19 protein-coding genes are annotated in these 16,741 nt (G+C 43.8%); 13 read left to right on the plus strand and 6 right to left on the minus strand.

Annotated features, from left to right (window positions below; translation table 11 throughout):
* The first annotated feature begins 24 nt into the window (after positions 1-24).
* Entirely contained in the window at positions 25-1,803 is a 1,779-nt protein-coding gene (locus AC04MN_RS07730) for a pyridoxal phosphate-dependent decarboxylase family protein (protein WP_475382613.1), read from the plus strand.
* On the opposite strand, the gene AC04MN_RS07735 is transcribed toward AC04MN_RS07730, so the two are convergent.
* Positions 1,794-2,363 (minus strand): hypothetical protein, encoded by a 570-nt coding sequence (locus tag AC04MN_RS07735; RefSeq protein ID WP_475382614.1) that lies wholly within the window; start codon positions 2,361-2,363, stop codon positions 1,794-1,796. The genes AC04MN_RS07730 and AC04MN_RS07735 overlap by 10 nt on opposite strands.
* Positions 2,363-2,866 (minus strand): hypothetical protein, encoded by a 504-nt coding sequence (locus AC04MN_RS07740; protein ID WP_475382615.1) that lies wholly within the window; start codon positions 2,864-2,866, stop codon positions 2,363-2,365. The genes AC04MN_RS07735 and AC04MN_RS07740 overlap by 1 nt, the downstream gene beginning before the upstream one ends.
* A gap of 71 nt (positions 2,867-2,937) precedes the next feature.
* Between AC04MN_RS07740 and AC04MN_RS07745 the strand changes: the two genes are divergently transcribed.
* The 3 genes from AC04MN_RS07745 to recA all read left to right on the plus strand — a co-directional run bounded on the left by AC04MN_RS07745 (position 2,938) and on the right by recA (position 5,107).
* Complete coding sequence (locus AC04MN_RS07745; protein WP_475382616.1) at positions 2,938-3,423, plus strand: phosphatidylglycerophosphatase A family protein; 486 nt, start codon at positions 2,938-2,940, stop codon at positions 3,421-3,423.
* Positions 3,423-3,914, plus strand: a complete 492-nt coding sequence (locus AC04MN_RS07750; RefSeq protein WP_475382617.1) for a CinA family protein — start codon at positions 3,423-3,425, stop codon at positions 3,912-3,914. Before AC04MN_RS07745 ends, AC04MN_RS07750 begins: the two co-directional genes overlap by 1 nt.
* A 65-nt stretch (positions 3,915-3,979) precedes the next feature.
* Complete coding sequence (gene recA / locus AC04MN_RS07755; protein WP_475382618.1) at positions 3,980-5,107, plus strand: recombinase RecA; 1,128 nt, start codon at positions 3,980-3,982, stop codon at positions 5,105-5,107.
* 93 nt (positions 5,108-5,200) lie between these two features.
* Here the strand turns inward: recA and AC04MN_RS07760 are convergent, their stop codons facing one another.
* Complete coding sequence (locus AC04MN_RS07760; RefSeq protein WP_475382619.1) at positions 5,201-5,758, minus strand: HutD family protein; 558 nt, start codon at positions 5,756-5,758, stop codon at positions 5,201-5,203.
* Complete coding sequence (locus AC04MN_RS07765; RefSeq protein WP_475382620.1) at positions 5,755-6,234, minus strand: glutathione peroxidase; 480 nt, start codon at positions 6,232-6,234, stop codon at positions 5,755-5,757. Before AC04MN_RS07765 ends, AC04MN_RS07760 begins: the two co-directional genes overlap by 4 nt.
* A gap of 177 nt (positions 6,235-6,411) precedes the next feature.
* On the opposite strand from AC04MN_RS07765, the gene AC04MN_RS07770 reads away from it, so the two are divergent.
* Both AC04MN_RS07770 and AC04MN_RS07775 read left to right on the plus strand, forming a co-directional pair.
* A complete protein-coding gene (locus AC04MN_RS07770) occupies positions 6,412-8,151 on the plus strand; it encodes a hypothetical protein (RefSeq protein ID WP_475382621.1) in 1,740 nt (579 codons plus the stop codon).
* 111 nt (positions 8,152-8,262) lie between these two features.
* Positions 8,263-8,673 carry a hypothetical protein gene (locus AC04MN_RS07775; protein ID WP_475382622.1) on the plus strand — a complete coding sequence of 137 codons (411 nt, stop codon included), beginning with the start codon at positions 8,263-8,265 and terminating at the stop codon, positions 8,671-8,673.
* Here the strand turns inward: AC04MN_RS07775 and AC04MN_RS07780 are convergent.
* Both AC04MN_RS07780 and AC04MN_RS07785 read right to left on the minus strand, forming a co-directional pair.
* A complete protein-coding gene (locus AC04MN_RS07780) occupies positions 8,670-9,860 on the minus strand; it encodes an aspartate kinase (RefSeq protein ID WP_475382623.1) in 1,191 nt (396 codons plus the stop codon). The genes AC04MN_RS07775 and AC04MN_RS07780 overlap by 4 nt on opposite strands.
* Positions 9,857-10,801 carry a lytic transglycosylase domain-containing protein gene (locus tag AC04MN_RS07785; protein ID WP_475382624.1) on the minus strand — a complete coding sequence of 315 codons (945 nt, stop codon included), beginning with the start codon at positions 10,799-10,801 and terminating at the stop codon, positions 9,857-9,859. Before AC04MN_RS07785 ends, AC04MN_RS07780 begins: the two co-directional genes overlap by 4 nt.
* 249 nt (positions 10,802-11,050) lie before the next feature.
* Between AC04MN_RS07785 and flgF the strand changes: the two genes are divergently transcribed.
* The 7 genes from flgF (at position 11,051) to flgM (ending at position 16,708) form a co-directional block, all read left to right on the plus strand.
* Positions 11,051-11,869, plus strand: coding sequence for a flagellar basal-body rod protein FlgF (gene flgF, locus AC04MN_RS07790; protein WP_475382625.1), 819 nt, complete (start codon positions 11,051-11,053; stop codon positions 11,867-11,869).
* A gap of 11 nt (positions 11,870-11,880) precedes the next feature.
* On the plus strand, positions 11,881-12,666 hold the full coding sequence (flgG, locus tag AC04MN_RS07795) for a flagellar basal-body rod protein FlgG (RefSeq protein WP_475382626.1): 786 nt from the start codon (positions 11,881-11,883) through the stop codon (positions 12,664-12,666).
* A 3-nt stretch (positions 12,667-12,669) separates the two neighbouring features.
* Positions 12,670-13,599: a flagellar basal body P-ring formation chaperone FlgA gene (gene flgA / locus AC04MN_RS07800; RefSeq protein WP_475382627.1), complete on the plus strand. Its 930-nt coding sequence runs from the start codon at positions 12,670-12,672 to the stop codon at positions 13,597-13,599.
* Positions 13,596-14,363, plus strand: a complete 768-nt coding sequence (locus tag AC04MN_RS07805) for a flagellar basal body L-ring protein FlgH (protein ID WP_475382628.1) — start codon at positions 13,596-13,598, stop codon at positions 14,361-14,363. The genes flgA and AC04MN_RS07805 overlap by 4 nt, the downstream gene beginning before the upstream one ends.
* Complete coding sequence (locus AC04MN_RS07810; protein WP_475382629.1) at positions 14,356-15,375, plus strand: flagellar basal body P-ring protein FlgI; 1,020 nt, start codon at positions 14,356-14,358, stop codon at positions 15,373-15,375. The genes AC04MN_RS07805 and AC04MN_RS07810 overlap by 8 nt, the downstream gene beginning before the upstream one ends.
* Before the next feature lie 292 nt (positions 15,376-15,667).
* Positions 15,668-16,318, plus strand: coding sequence for a rod-binding protein (locus AC04MN_RS07815; protein WP_475382630.1), 651 nt, complete (start codon positions 15,668-15,670; stop codon positions 16,316-16,318).
* A 51-nt stretch (positions 16,319-16,369) separates the two neighbouring features.
* Entirely contained in the window at positions 16,370-16,708 is a 339-nt protein-coding gene (flgM, locus tag AC04MN_RS07820; protein ID WP_475382631.1) for a flagellar biosynthesis anti-sigma factor FlgM, read from the plus strand.
* Positions 16,709-16,741 lie beyond the last annotated feature (33 nt).

Here is a 16,741-nt window from a genome sequence, read left to right on the forward strand (position 1 = left end):
GATTTGGCTATATAAGATGGGTAAATGAAGAAATTGAATTCAAATGAACCATGCAGTCCCCAGGAAGCCTCATTAAAAAGCTTTTTTTTAGGTCCTCAATCTGAAAATTCGGATTGGTTGAGGCAAGAGCTCCTCGGAGCTCTTGATCACTGGTTTCAATGGCGAAAAGATTTTTATCCCTCTGACGGACAAGTGATTTCTCGTGAGAATCAAAAAAGTGAAGAGTTTCAAAAAAAGCGCCAATTGATGAGCCAACATTTAGCGGAACTCAGCCAAAGATTCGAGCACGAGATTCCTCAGTTTTCTCCGCGCTATATTGGGCATATGTACTCTGAAATTTCATTGCCGGCCTTATTAGGACACTTTCTAGCATTGCTTCATAATCCAAATAATATTTCAACAGAGGCCGCCCGAGTCGGTGCTGTTATTGAGGATGAGGCCATTAGGGAACTCGGGAAAATGTTAGGATATTCTGAGACTACGGCCACGGGGCATTTTACGAGTGGGGGGACGGTTGCAAACATTGAAGCTTTGTGGCGGGCTCGCTATCGAATGGATCATTTTTTGGCCTTAGGGGCTTATCTGAATCTGGAGCATGGACAAAGTTTTTCCTATTTCTCGGCCGCTCATATGGGGTGGGCGAATTATGAAAAGCACCTGGAACACTATCACATAGACGAGTCCATTTTAAGAAACTACAGTGCCGTCGCTATGGGGCCGTGGCACATAGCCGCTGTCTATGAAAAGGCTTTCGGGAGTTCCTTTAAGGGGCCTGTGGTCTTGGTTCCCAACTCGAAACACTACTCTTGGCTGAAAGCAGTTTCACTTTTAGGCCTTGGCGATGCTTCGTTTTGTGGAATTGAACTAAATGAATTTGGTGTGCTGAATCCTCAAGATTTACAGTCTAAAATTGAGAGATTTCAGTTGGAAGAACGACCCGTTATGATGGTTGTCTCAGTCGCAGGAACAACAGAGCTGGGCGAGTGCGATCCGATCGATCAGGTGCAAGCTTTACTGAACTCGAAGAAGTCCATTCAAGATCTTCATATATGGCATCACGTGGATGCGGCTTATGGCGGTTACTTTTGCTCGATGAATCACTTCGCTCAGACGGATCTTCCTCAACTGCCCCGCCCTGTTCAAGGTGCATTTTTAGCTATCAAAGACGTGGACTCTGTGACCTTAGATCCCCATAAGTTGGGTTATGTGCCTTATGCTTGCGGAGCGATTTTGGTGCCGGATCAAGTTCGCTATCGTGTTTCAGCTTTCGATGCCAAATACATTCAGTCACCAACAGCAAGTATTGATCGCTGGATGAAAACGCTCGAGGGGTCTCGATCAGCAGCTGGGGCCACTGCCACTTGGATGACAGCGAAAACCATTGGTTTTCACCAAGAAGGTTATGGTCGCATTTTATCTAGAACAATACTCGCTAAGCAGCAATTGGAAGAATTATTAAAAGAGCAGTGTCCAGATTTTTTAGTTCTTGAGCAGATGCCATTGAATTTACTTTGTGGAGTGGCCAGGAAAGGAAGCGACAAATTAAGTGCTGTCAATCGAAGCACACTTGCCCTGATTCAAAGTTTCCAAGAGGCAAATGAGTTTGTTATTTCAAAGACAATTTTGAAATGCCCCGATTATGAGAGTTTAATTGGCTATCATTGTAAAAAGTGGGGTGTGATGCAAGATTCCAATGACTTGGTTTTATTTCGAATAACTCTAATGAATCCTTTTTTTACAACCAAAGAAGCTAATGTTTCATTTGTAAAATTATTTGTTGATAGCTTGAAGTCTTATTTATGAATAACTTGCATTCCATCGATGAATTGTTGAAAGAGAAGGACTTGATCCTGCGAAAGCGATTCTTGGAATTTAAAGATAAATCCCAAAACTTGCCCTTCGGTCCTGACAAGCAACAAGTACTTTTCTTTTAATAAGCTGGTTTTGTCGAGAGTTGAAATTTTAATAAGGCAGGCAGCACCTTTCTTGGTAGCTAAGATATCACTTTTAGATATTTGAAATCCAAGATCAAAATCACCTTTAAAAAGTCTTTTTGCTTCCTCACGGCAGATGGATTCATTTAACGTTTTTTGTGAGTGGTTCAGCTTAGCGGCTAGATTCGTTAGATGAATTTCGGCATTTTTTAGTGGCGCAAGATTTGTTTCTTTTTTAAGTGGGATATGGCCTACGTATGTAGCTTGCCGAGGTAATAGATTGCTTGGCTCGTCGGAGGACTGCACTTTTATATTTACTTTATTGATTCGGATTTCGCTGAAGTTGAGTTTGGAATCCTCTGCGGCTGAGGCTGAACTTGCGAAAAAGAAGGCTGCGACGTAAAAAGAAAGAAGTATTTTTTTTAACATTAGCGAACACCTGTTTTGCCGTTGTTGTTTGAGCTGCTAGCGTCTGAATTGCCCGAGGCTCCTTTTGTAATTCTACTAACGACTGCATTGTAGGACCGATCGCTGGGCGATCGTTGTAGGTTGAGTCCCTTAATACGGACGCTTTCTTTTTTGACAACGACATCATAGGTACTTCCGCTGGCAAAAGTAATTTTCATTTCGTCGCCATCGTAGCAGGCGCGAGTAATTAGGTTTTCGTCCACCTCAAGATCATCGTCTTTTAGAATATATCCTTGAAGTTTTAATCGGCCTGCAGAGTCTTTAAGAATCTTTATGGCTGCCGAGACGTCATAGAAAAGGACACTTTGTTTTTCAGCGGTGAACATGATGGGGAGCTTTTGAAGAATTGTAGGGAGTTCAGCTTCTTTTTTTGTAAAATCATCGGCATTTTGAACGCAGACATCTGCCAATGTGAATAAGCTATAAAAAAATATAAGGCACGCGGTAGCTCTTTTCAAAATCATGAAGACTCCGTGTAAAATAACATTGTATCATCGAAGCGATATCGACCCTACTGGACGAAGGTGAGTATTATATGCATTTATTGTTGAAGCGAATTGCTGTTTTCTTCGGAGCGGGCTTGTCGCCCAAGGCTCCGGGGACCGTCGGAACCCTGGCGGCTTTGCCATTGGTTTGGGGACTATCTTTGGCTGGACCCTTGATATATATGATAACGACCTTGTTATTGCTGCCACTTGGCGTCATTGCGGCGGAGGTTTATGAACGCGAAAAAGGCGGTCATGACCACAAAGAAATCGTCATTGATGAAGTTGTAGGCATTTTGATTGCTATGACATGGGTGCCCATAACATGGCAATCCTTGTTAATTGGCTTTTTGATCTTCAGAGTTCTGGACATCGCTAAGCCATTCCCCATAGGATATATAGATAAGAAGATCCAAGGTGGTCTTGGAGTGATGGCCGACGACGTGGCTGCAGGTATTATCGCTAATATTTGTATGCAACTTCTTTACACACACACTGCCTTGTTGGGTGTCCAACAAGTGATGGTAGGTGGATAATGAATTCACAGCGCGATCAGAAACTTCAAGAACTTATCAGATCACTTCGTGACCGAAAACTCACTGTGAGTTTTGCGGAGAGTTGCACTGGAGGGCAGCTTTCTAGTTTTCTAACAGAGCAGCCTGGAATTTCCGACATCTTTATTGGCTCTGTGGTCTCCTACTCAAACGAAGTGAAAATGGATCTCTTAGGAGTCCGTCGAGACACCCTTATGAAAGAGGGTGCTGTGAGCGAGTTTGTCGCTCTTCAGATGGCGCTTGGAGTGCGCCACCAACTTAAAAGTGATTGGTCTGCGGCCGTGACCGGCATTGCTGGTCCGACTGGCGGGTCGCCCGAGAAACCGGTGGGCACTGTGTGCTTCGCTGTCGTTGGTCCCGATTATGAAAAGAGTCTTGTGGCTCATTTCAGCGGCGATCGTAACGAGATTCAAAGGCAATCTGTAGATCGCGCGGTTGAGTTGCTTATCGACGGAATTAACGGGCGCAGTTAAACAGGACATGGGGTTCTGTCTTCTGCTCCAAAAATTTAAAAAACAAAAAAACAGGAGACAACCGTATGGCAAATCCAACTATGAACGACAAAGCCGCTGGCGAAAAACTCAAAGCACTTGAGCTTGCAGTTAGCACAATCGAAAAACAATTTGGTAAAGGTTCAATCATGCGCTTAGGCGCGAATGAATCATTAGTTAAAGATATTGAAGCGATCTCTACGGGCGCTCTTTCTTTGGATATCGCTTTGGGTATCGGTGGTTTGCCAAAAGGTCGTATCGTAGAAATCTACGGGCCTGAATCTTCTGGTAAAACAACAATCGCTTTGTCAGTCATTGCTGAAGCTCAGAAAAAAGGTGGCGTTGCCGCTTTCGTGGATGCGGAACATGCTTTAGACGTAAACTACGCACGTCGTTTGGGTGTAAATACGGAAGATCTTTTGATCTCTCAACCAGACACGGGTGAGCAGGCTTTGGAAATCACAGAAACTCTTGTTCGCTCTGGCGCGATCGACATTCTTGTTGTCGACTCCGTAGCAGCCTTGGTTCCTCGCGCAGAAATCGAAGGTGATATGGGTGACAGCCACGTTGGCTTGCAAGCTCGTTTGATGTCTCAAGCTTTGCGTAAGTTGACTGCGGCGATCAACCGTTCAAATACTCTTGTTATCTTTATCAACCAAATCCGTATGAAGATCGGTGTGATGTTCGGTAACCCTGAAACAACAACAGGTGGTAACGCATTGAAGTTCTACTCTTCAGTTCGTTTGGATGTTCGTCGCGTGGGCGCGATTAAAAATGGTGAAGATGTGACTGGGAACCGTACTGCGGTTAAAGTTGTGAAGAACAAAATGGCTCCTCCATTCACAAAGACTGAATTTGATTTGATGTACAACGAAGGTATCTCTGCTGAAGGTGATATCTTGGATCTAGCAGTGACAGCAAACTTCGTTGACAAATCAGGTGCTTGGTTTTCATACAACGGTGAGCGCATGGGGCAAGGTCGTGATCAAGCGAAGAACTTCTTGAAAGAGCACCCAGAAGCGATGGCTGAACTTCGTCGTAAACTTTTGGAAATGAATGGTATCGGAAAACTTTTGATGGAAGCTGGAACGCCAGAAGAGATCGCTGACTCAAAACTAGATGCCGCTTCTGAAGAAGAAGAAACACCAAAAAAATCAAAAAAAGGTAAGCACTAGGCCGTCAGGCGAAAAGCGCATGGCCCCAGCGGGCCATCGCTAGACAACGCGCCGTCAGGCGAAAAGCGAAAAGGACCCGCAAGGGTCCTTTTTTTATATAAAGTCTATTTTTATAAATAGCACCACGGCAGACTTCTTAATTTGCAGATGCATTTTTGTTTCATTTTCAAAGAGTGCAGTTTCAGGCATTTTTAAAAACTTATTTTCTATCTGAATATCACCTGACAATACTGAAACAAGATAGTGAGACGCCGACTCGATCGATATCATGAAATCTGATTTTAGGTGAAGCACTCTAGGATGTGCTTTAATTTTGTTGGGATCATAAATCAGCCCAAGATCTACAACGGAGTCTTTAAGTAAGGTGCAAAATATCTTGGTGTCTCCGCTGAATTGAGCTATCTCGAATTTTTCATAAACATCTGAATCAAGAGCAAATCCAGCCCCCTGAATTGGAACTAGAATCCTGTGCATACCCGGGAATAGAGAGAATTCACCGCTTTCAATTACAGGAGCGGAGCTTAATCTATATAAAAAATTATTCTTTTGAACTGTCGAGCCAGCTGGAAAAATGGATATTTGGTCAGTTTTGCCTTTTCCATTTTTCCATGGCATTGCTTGAAGGTTTTTTTGCGAAATGATTTCGATCACAGGGCCGCTTCGATATCAGCCGCAATTTCTAAGGGCTCGGTATTAGGGGCATAGCGCTTAATAACTTTGCCATCTTTTCCCACTAAAAACTTGGTGAAGTTCCATTTAATCATTTCGGTACCCAGCAGCCCCGGAGCTTCAGCTTTAAGCCATTGATATACAGGAGACGCTTGACTGCCGTTGACATCGACTTTGCCAAGAACTGGAAAGCTAACTCCGTAATTCAGGCTGCAAAACGATTGAATTTCATCGTTATTGCCTGGCTCTTGAGCGCCAAACTGATTGCAAGGAAATCCTAAAATTATGAAATTTCTAGATTTGAATTTTTGATAAAGCTCTTCAAGACCTTTGTATTGGGGAGTGAAGCCGCACTTGCTGGCAACGTTAACGACCAGAACAACATGACCTTGATAAGCTTTTAGCTCTAGTTCTTTATTTTGTGCATCTAGGACTTTAAATTCGAAAAATTGGCTCATGTGGGGCTCCTATTTTAGAAACTTTTTATCAATGTCGCCTCGAATTTTGAAATGGTCAATAATCAAAGATCCCGAGGCTGATTCAATGTGAGACAGCAAATCTGATAAATCGACTTTGGTCGCATCTGGCGCGCGTAATTGTTTTAAGTTGTGACGAAATTGCGACGATAAAGGGTTATGAAAATTCGCTTTATTCTATATATTTTATTTTTTTGTTTCGGTGGACTTTTTCTAACTAAATCCGATGCTTGGGCGGCTTCAACGTGTGATGGATTTATGCGCCAATGTGCTTCTAGTTGCGGCAAGAATGACTATCAGTGCTTTCGCAATTGTGATACGCGATCTGTAGATTGTTATAATAAGGCGGCACAAAAAAAGACAGTCGTGGCAAAGCGTACGACGGCAAAAAAACCGACTACGACAACTAAACCAAGAACAAAATCTTCGACCAAGAGTTCTACAGCTAATTCTGGGCAGCAGACGACCTCTGCGGGGACAAGTAGTCGCGATTTAATGTGCGAAGAACAGGTTCGCTATTGGTCGACGTCACGTCGGCAACAAGTGTGCAGTGCGGGGCCGCCGAATCCAAATACGTGCGATTTGTATGCCTATGATAAGTTTTGCCGAAATATGCCGGATTCAACAACAAGTAGTGGTGGAGTGAATGCCGATATAAGTGCTGCGGTAAATACCTGCGAATCGCTGACTCAACAGGCGAAAACGAATTGTGATGCAAAGCTTGAAAGTGCCAAAGGCTCTTGTGATGAGGAAAACGATAGCATGTCCGAGCTAGGTCGAGCCGCCGCAAATATCACGCAAGGAGCAGGGGCAATGACCGCATCAAGTGTTGCAGCCTCTTGTCAGAAGACAGCGCAATTGATTTCAGGCGCTAATGCGGCTCTTGCGGCATGGAGAATTAACTGCAAATCTAACCGAGGCAGCTGTATGTCAGCGTGCCAAGATGTACGAACTCAAATGAATGAGTGCGCGTCTCAAAAGGCCCAAGAAATTGCAGCTCGATATTATCAAAATGCGAGCGAAATCAAGCAACAAATTTTAGATCAGTTGTCGACCTCACAGGCATATTCTCAGTCACAAGATGCGCGTAAAGAATGTGTGGCGATGGATGCGAAAATTCAAGAAGCCGAGAGAGCGATTGTCAACTACGCAGGAACTTTAACGAATGCTCAGCAGTGTGGTTCCTTAACAGCAGCCGCAGTTCCTGACTTCTGTAAGTCGAATCCAAATGCCTCTGGTTGTAAGCAAACCACAAGTGATTGCTCTGACCCCGCGAATGCTTCGAATAAAATTTGTATCTGCCAAAAGAATCCTCAGGATCCGACCTGTGGTACATCCTCTGAAAAAGTTGGTGGTTTTGTGAATGGAAATGGAGCAAGTGGGGCTACGACATCATCAACTGGTGGTGGAGGACTCGATGGCGCCTTAGATCAGGCCTCTTCAGGAATGAATGTTGAGGGTGGTGCACCTCGGGCAACATCAGGAGATGCTGGTGGTGGCGGAGGTGGGGCTGGTCTTGGCGGTGGCGGAAGCGGTGGTCTTGGTGCAGGTGACGAGTCTGGAGACTATGCCTCAGATGAGCCAATGGATATTAACGCTGGGTTTTATGGAGCGGGTGGCACTGGTGGCGGTGCGAATTTGGGTGGTGGCGGAGGCTATGCCGTCGGACCAGATGGCGAACCTTTGCGTGATGAAAATGGTCAGTTAATTTATGATGGTGTTCGTGGCGGTCATCCTGATCTTAGCCGCTTCTTGCCAGGACAAGGAGGCGTTATGCCTGAAGGTTCGGGACTATCGGGGATGACAGGTCCTGATGGAATAACGGGCCCCCACACAAATATATGGCATAAAATTAACAACCGTTACCGAGAAAAAGAACCGACTCTGATGAAAGAGTAAAAATGTCCCAAAAGCCGCATGAAATAAGCATTTTGCGGTTAATAAAGCTGATGGGGATCATGTTTATAGCTTACAACATCAGTTAGTTTAAGGGCCTCTGGGGAGGTCCTTATGTTTTCTAAACGTCGACTTTTATCGCTGGCATCTATTGTGTTTTTTGCTGCAAGTGGAGCCTTTGCTTTTTTAACATCTGCCGATGAGTTGATGGTTCTGAATAGTCTGCAAAGATTGGTTGGAGAAGAGCAATTGCATGCGGCGGCTCCAATTTCTTTTGATCGGATCTCGTGTAAAAGGTCTTTTTGTCTAATCGAAGCTCGCTATTTTGTCGCAAGCGATGATTTTGGGCACATTCAAAATATGAAATGTGTTTTGGAAGATGTTCAAAGTTTATTTGACGTATTGGATGAGTCCGCAGCTAATCAACAGAAACCGTATTATCCCCTTCAAGGACAATTCTTTAGTTCTGTTCAAAAGTGTTTAGACCATAATCAGCCTTCTGCCGTGGATCGAGAACGATTTTAAATGAGTTGATGAAGACAGCTTAAGGTCTGATGTCGGTGCTCTTGATCAATTTGAACTGTGGCACTCATTGAACTCATAATTAGTTTATGAATAGGAATTCGAGCGTTCTCCATCGTCGTTAATATTTTTTCGACGATAAGTGGAGAGGTAGCTCCGGTGCAAGTTAAAGTCACTGTGGAATAGACTTGAGGGATTAAACTAATATCTTGAGATTGAGCCAGTTCTCTTTGGACGGACTTCATTGTTTCCTGCGGGCCCGTCAGTAAAACTCGGGTGTTCCCTCCTTGAACTTCTGTATGTAGAAGTTGGGGGAAGGCAATTTGTTTTTCCTCAAAGCGTGCGCGCAAGGTACTAAGACTTGTGCCAGGCTGTTGGCCCGTTACCGAGATTTCCAAAACAGTTTCGTGCGAGTTCAGCGATAGACCTTTGACTGATTCAAACATATTTAAATCCTTTTTTACCCAAGTTCCTTGGCCTTTAGAGTCCGCAGCGGGACCAATATAAAGCGGAACATTTCGCATTTTGGCTAATTCTACCGAGCGATAGTGCAAGACCTTGGCTCCCCAGAATGTCATTTCCATAAGCTGATCATAATTCAAAGTATGCAAAGGACGTGCGTTTTTCACTAGGTTGGGGTCGGCAGTGTATACTGCTGTTACATCTTTAAGAATTTCACAATGATCTGCATTGAATGCTGCGGCCATTGCCACAGCGCTTGTATCAGAGCCACCGCGGCCCAGAGTTGTGATCTCTTTTGTCTTAGGAGAGACACCTTGAAACCCGGCTAAAATGACAACTTGCTTTTTTGAGAGTGCCTCTTGCACTCGAATGGCTTTAATGTCCTGAATGAATGCATTAACGTGATCTTCGTCGGTAAGGATACCTGCCTGAGAGCCCGTGAAACTGATAGCGGGCGTAGAAAGATCATTTAGGGCCATGCTAACTAGGGACATTGAAATTCGCTCACCAACGGATAGTAGCATATCCATTTCACGCCGTAAGGGATTTTTAGAAACTTGTTGGGCTAAGTCGATCAATTGATTCGTTGTCTTCCCCATGGCGCTGACGACGACGATCATCGAATCACCACGGGCCGCTTGTTCAGAAATACGCTTGGCTGCTGACTTCACTTTTTCTGCGTCAGCAAGTGTTGCACCACCATATTTTTGAACGACAATTTTGCTCATTCGTAAGCCAAATTCCTTTTTCCACTGATCCAGCTTGCTACCATTCGGGATGCTCCTTTTGGAACTCGAATCATGTGCTTGCTGACTTGGCGTGGAATGTAACCCAAAACAAGTTCTGCATTCAAATCTTTTAATGCTTTTCGCGTAATACCAAGATGGTCGGCAAGTTGATCTAAGTCGGTTCCCCCGGGGACGACGACAACGTCATATGAAAATTCATCCATTTCTTCAAGGCCTCGGAAGCCATACAGATTCGGAGCTTTAGCAATAAGCATTGCTGCCAAAATCTTTGGAACGTAATCCTGAGTTTCTTTAGGAATCGCATTTTTGCGGATCAGTGCCCAATAGTCTTTCGTTCCATGTTTGTTGATTTGCCGATGAAGACCATTTTCGCCCATATTGTATGAAGCAGCGACTAGATACCATGAACCGAATTCGGAGTATAAGTCTTTAAGATAGCGAATGGCGGCTCGAGTACTTTTCATGAGATCTCGGCGCTCGTCAAGCCACCAGTTTTTTTGCAGACCATAACGTGAACCTGTTGCTTCAATGAACTGCCATGGTCCCACAGCATCGGCCACACTCGTTGCATTGAATGCAAATCCACTTTCAATCATTACCATATAGGCCAGATCTGTGGGTAAACCTGACTCTTTCAGTTCGCGCTGAATGAAAGGCATGTACTGATAAGAGCGCTGCAGCCAATTTGGGAACCATTTTTTTCCCTTAACTTGATAGTATGTAATCCATTGACTGACTTGGCGATTGTAGGTGACTGGAAGATCGAAGACCAGACTGTCAGAGGTAGTAATACGAGAAGACTTGGTCATTGATTTTAGACGTTCTTTTAGAGTCTGAACACTTTCGGTTTTGCCATGGGTATTTTCAATAGGCGTTACCGCCATAGAGTTGAAAGCTCCAAGTAGTAAAAAAAGAAACATGAAAAACCCGTATTTGTTCATATTTTTATTATGTAAATGGAAATGAGCTGGGTCGATCATCAAAAATGAAACCAGACCTTAAGGCGTCGGCAATTTTCTCCTAGACGTCAAAAGACTGACGGCGAATTGAGTGTGAATTAAGGAGTTACGACATTATTCAAGCTGATGGTCTAGTTAAATTGCGCCAATTTTCTGTGGCACGCTCATTGCTTCAAATTGAGATAGGACAGGATGTCCGCAGGAGACTTCATGAGTACAAAAGGAATTTACTCAGCGTTGAGCGGGGCTTTGGCCCAGTCGACGAAAATGGATACAATCGCAAATAATATTGCGAACGTAAATACCGCAGGATTCAAGCGCGACCAAAAAGCTTTCTACGAATATCTTACGGACAATGAAAAAGCTCCTGAAGTATTAGACATTCCACGAGATGTGGCTTCGATTGAATCTTTCTATAATCAACACGGACGTGAAGGCTCTTTCGTTGATGTGAAGGGGACATTCACTGATTTTTCGCAGGGAAGCTTGAAGCCCACGGGAAACAAGTTGGATGTTGCCTTGGATGGTCCTGGTTTTTTTGAAATTCAAACAAACTCTGGCGTGAAGTATTCCCGAGCCGGAAATTTTTCATTAGATGGCGAAGGCCGTTTGGTAACTCGGGATGGAAATTTTGTTCTAAAAGAAGGTGATGCCGGAACTCCTCCAGAAGAGCGTCAAATCAAGTTTTCCGGTCAAGGCGAGGTCTCGATCACCGATCAGGGCGACGTCTTTGAGGGTGAAACTTTATTAGGAAAAATCAGTGTGGTTAAAACTGTGGATAAAGCAGCGCTTAAAAAGATTGGTTTTAATCTTTATGAAATTCCAGAGGGCTCGGCCGTCGCCATTGAAAAGCAATCGGCGCCTTCGATGCGACAGGGCTTTGTTGAAACGTCGAATGTTAATATCGTTCAAGAAATGGTCGACATGATTCAGACTCAACGGGTTTTTGAGGGTACTCAGAAAGCGATTTCTGCATACGACTCTATGAGTGATAAAGTTGTTAACGTAGTTGGAAAGATCAATCCATAATTGGAGGATAAATGCTTAAGTCATTAACGACAGCTGCTACTGGTATGACCGCGCAACAAACAAATATGGACGTGATTGCCAACAACTTGGCGAACGTATCAACAACTGGCTTCAAAAAATCGCAAGCAGAATTTGAAGACTTAGTATATCAGACGATCAAGGAACCAGGTCAAAGCACTGGCTTAATCGCAAATTCACCGAATGGTGTCCAGGTAGGCTTGGGAGTTCGAGCCGCTGGAATCAAAAAAGATATGCAGGGTGGGTCTGCCGTTGTGACGAAAAATCCATTTGATATGCAAATTGAAGGCAATGGCTTTTTTCAGGTTCTGTTGCCAACTGGCGAAACGGGATATACCCGTGATGGTTCATTTAAAAAGGATGCTAACGGCAACGTCGTTGATAAAAATGGAAATGCACTGCAACCTCAATTGAATATTCCGGCCAATGTTACTGGTATCGAGATTTCTCCTGGCGGCGAAGTTAGTGTTACTGTTGACGGGACTTCGGCCCCGCAAATTGTGGGGCAAATAGAGGTCGCAAATTTCATCAACCCAGCGGGGCTTAAAGCCATGGGAAGAAACGTCTTTACGCAAACTCCTTCTAGTGGACAGCCAATTACGTCGCAGCCGGGCCAAAATGGGACTGGCCAAATTGCGCAGGGGCAAATCGAGGCAAGCAACGTAAATATCGTTGAAGAGATGGTGAACATGATTAATGCCCAGCGTGCTTTCGAGACCAATTCAAAAATGATTCAGGCTTCAGACCAAATGCTTCAAGGCATTAATAATATGAGATAAACGATGCTAAGACTTTTAATTTCCATTTTTCTTTTTAATTTTATTTTGGTTGCAGCCTACGGTAGTGGGCGGCCCCAAATTCAATTGAAATCGAAAATTGAGGTTTCGGATCAAGCACAGCTTAGCTTGTTAGATATTTCGGCCGTTGGCGGAGGCAGTTTTCTTTTGCTGCAGGCATTGCAAAAAATTGATTTGCCGATGCAAGAACAGTTTTCGCCTTTAGAACTTGTAAAGCTATATCGGCAAGCTTTTAAAATCATGCCCGAGGGAGTGATGGTTCAAGAGCCCCAGTTGATAATTGCGGGAGATATCAAAATCGTCCGCTTTAACGGCTTGGCAAAAAATCATATCGAGCGATTACTTTTAAATCATCTTGGAGCTCAGTGTTCGGACTGTGATTTTTCAATCCAATTAAATCAGCTTCCTAAAGTCAGCTCGCCAAATTATGCATTTGATTTTTCAAATTTAAATACAAAAGGTTCGTTTATGTTGCCGGTTAAAGAAGAAAATGCGCTTTCGCCACTATGGATTACTGGACGGGTTCAAATTAAAAAGCCAATGCCAGTCGCAAGTCGACTGCTACGCGCTAATGAAAGAATTCAGCCAGGAGACGTCGTATTGGCACCTGTGGATATCACTTGGTCTAAAGATTCGAGTTCGAAAGAGTCCGAATTGATGGGGCAAGTACTTAATAAACAAATCAGTGCAGGCTCTCCGATTTGGTCTTCGGATATTAAGAAAGAGCATGTTGTTCAGCGTGGACAATTGATTAAGGTGATCATTGGTGGGGAAAATTCTGACTTTGAAATCTCGACAAATATGACGGCAACAGATAATGGGGTTGTTGGGGACTTAGTAAAAGTAAAAGATCCGGTAACCAAGAAGGAACTTAGCGGCGTCGTAGTTGATAAGGGAATTGTGAGGATTCAGTGACGATTAAAATTTTAAATTCTTTATTTTTTGTTTTTCTTTTCATGCTGGTTGGTTGCGCTACGCCAGGTTTTTTGGGTGGAACGAATAAAGATCAGATGCTTGAAGATATGTCCAAGACGCCCCGTTATTCAGAGACTCCACAGGTAGGAGTTCAAACTGGACGTCAGTACAAAAGATATACCCGAAATTCCTTAGAAGAAGAGTCTGAATTGAATGCAAGTGCGGGATCGATGTGGGTGATGGAAGGTCAGGGCGCATATCTTTTTGCTCAAAACAAAAGTAGACGCGAGGGAGATGTCCTTGCGGTGAAATTGGATGGCACAGCTCAAAAACAAATTGAAACCAAAGTTGGGGTAATTAAAAAACTTTTGAAGCAGCTGGAGGAGCAAGAAAATGCAGCCAATGCTTCGCGTGGATTGGCCTCAGAGGCACCAGCAGCAAAAGCTGATGCCAATGGAAAGCCCGTGGCTGCGGCGCCAGCAAAGGCCGAGCCGAAAGTTGATTCAAAGGCTGATGAAAAAGAAACTAAAGAACTTCTTGAGTCCGTGGCGAATGTCCCTTCGAAGATTGTCGAGCGCTTGGCGGATGGAAATTATCGTATCAAGGGGGCTCAGCCATTTATGATTGGCAAACGTGAGTACAAGGTTATTGTAACTGGAATGATTCGTCCCGAAGACTTTAACGATGAAGGTATTAGTTCTCAAAAGCTGTTAGACCCTCAGTATGATGTGGTAAGTATCAGAAGGAGCAGTCGCAATGAGTAAGTTTGTTTTAGCCTTTTTAGTCCTTTTTAGTGTCATTGCAGAAGCGGCTCGTCTGAAAGACATTGCCAGTATTCGTGGCGTTCGAGAAAACCAACTTATAGGATACGGGATTGTGATCGGTCTTAAAGGGACTGGAGACGGCAAAAACGAGTTCATGAGTAAGAGTATGGTTCGTATGCTTGATAAATTGGGAATGAAATTAGATTCGCCAGATTTTGCCTCGAAAAGTGTAGCAGCAGTTATCATTACCGCGAACTTGCCGCCTTTTGCGAAAGCAGGTAATCCGTTAGATATTACAGTAAGTACGATTGGTGATGCTTCATCTTTGCAAGGGGGAACGCTTCTTCAGGCGCCTTTAAGAGCAGCGAATGATCAAGTTTATGCCGTTGCCCAGGGATCTATCTTAATTGGTGGAGACGAAAAAAATCTTCATACCACATCGGGTAGAATTCCGAATGGTGCGATTATCGAGCGTGATATTACGGCGGATTTTGCTTCAAGAAAGATGTATCGCTTAACTTTGCACAATCCTGATTTTACAACGGCAGCGCGTGCGGTTCTTGCCGTGAATCGTGAATTGGGAGGCATGTATGCTTCGGCAAAAGACGCAGGTACGATTGATATTATTACGCCTTTTTCTTATGAAAACAGAGGCGTCGAGTTGTTAGCGGCCATCGAATCTACCGAGGTAAATCCGGATCAAGTCGCGCGAGTTATTATTAATGAAAAAACTGGCACCATTGTCATTGGCGAAAGAGTTCGAATTTCTAAAGTCGCAGTTTCGCACGGCAGTCTTTCTTTGAAAGTTGGTGACGGAGTGAAGAAGAATAGTGAAGAGAAACTTATTTTGATCGGAACTGAAAAGCCAAGCGAACGCGAGGGAACTGGTGTGAGTGTTGGAGAGCTGGTCCAGTCATTGAATAAGTTGGGGGTCACGCCGAAAGACCTGATTTCAATACTTCAGTCCATAAAGGCAGCTGGAGCTTTGCACGGGGAACTCGAAATTCTATGAGAATTTTGTTTCGGAATGACACAGCATTTAATATACTTAGAAATATAAATTCATACACATGGATGTGTGTGAATCCCGGGGAGGGTGGGAAAGAGATCGCAAACCAAGGATGGTATTGGATCAAAAGTTTCTCGCAGGAAACAGGAGCTAAGGATCTACAGTCACCAAGGAATGGTGTTAAAGAGCCGAAGCTTGAGATTCAGAAGCAAGTGCAGGATGCACGATGTTCTCGGAACCAACTCCCCTTTTCCCTTTTTTCTATTTTCTGTGTCATAGGTAATGAGGTGATCGTATGAAGGTCAACCGCTTTATGACACCGCCAGAACCTAAATCACCTGAACAGCAGTTGCGTGATGTTTCTAATATGTACGAGAAGCATTTTTTGCGCGAGATGATGAAGTCGATGCGATCGACGGTTCAGGAAAGTGGATTTATTAAAACCAACCAGGCCGAGCAGATCTTTCGGGGACAACTTGATGAAGAGTATGTCGAGAAGTGGTCTGACAAGGGCGGCATTGGTTTGTCTGATTTGATTTATGACCAAATGGTCGAGCGGTTTGGGCCGCAGCTTGGCCTTAAGAAGCCCGTAGAAAAACCAGTAGGCCCCATTCAGGTGAATGAGCGTTCTAACTATCAAGGAATGGTTCGACCACAAAAAAGTGAGGGGCGTCTGCAATACAATTTCAAGATTGCAGAGCTGGATTTGAAAGAAGATCGAAGTGTAAAGGTTCCTTGGGCAGGCACCCTGCTAAACAAAACCGCCCTTGGTCCAGAGGAAAATTTATACGAAATTGAGCACGACAATGGTCTTAAGAGTCGACTTTATTTTAAGGGCCTGTCAAATATTTCGACAGGTACGAAAATGCAAGCTGGCGAGACTCTTGGGCTTTTAGGGGTCGATGCTAAGAACTTGGTCTGGGATCTAAAAACTGTCTCAGAATGATTTTGTAGACACGTCTCATTGTGATATTATGAATCTCAAGAGGAGAATCTTATGAAGATCACACACAATAAAATAGGTCAGAATTTGAATCTGGTCGATGGCGCAAAGACTGATAAAGCTGATAGTGCCAAAGCTAAGAGTGGTGTATCTATCGATACAAAAGCAGAAGCTTTATCGAAGTCAGGATTGGCTTCATCTGATTCTACTCGAATTGAACTTTCACCCAAAGCTCAAGAAGCAAAACGCATCAAGGAACTAGCGAAAGCGGCACCAGATGTGGATATGGAGAAGGTTGAAAAATTCCGTAAGTTGATTGATGAAGGTAAATACAAAGTCGACTCTAAAGCAGTTGCTGATCGAATGATTGATCAAGAACTAGAGATTCTGTAAGACCTTTTTAAAAACATTCTGTTAAAGGACTTG

Source organism: Bdellovibrio sp. ZFWA1 (assembly GCF_056175665.1).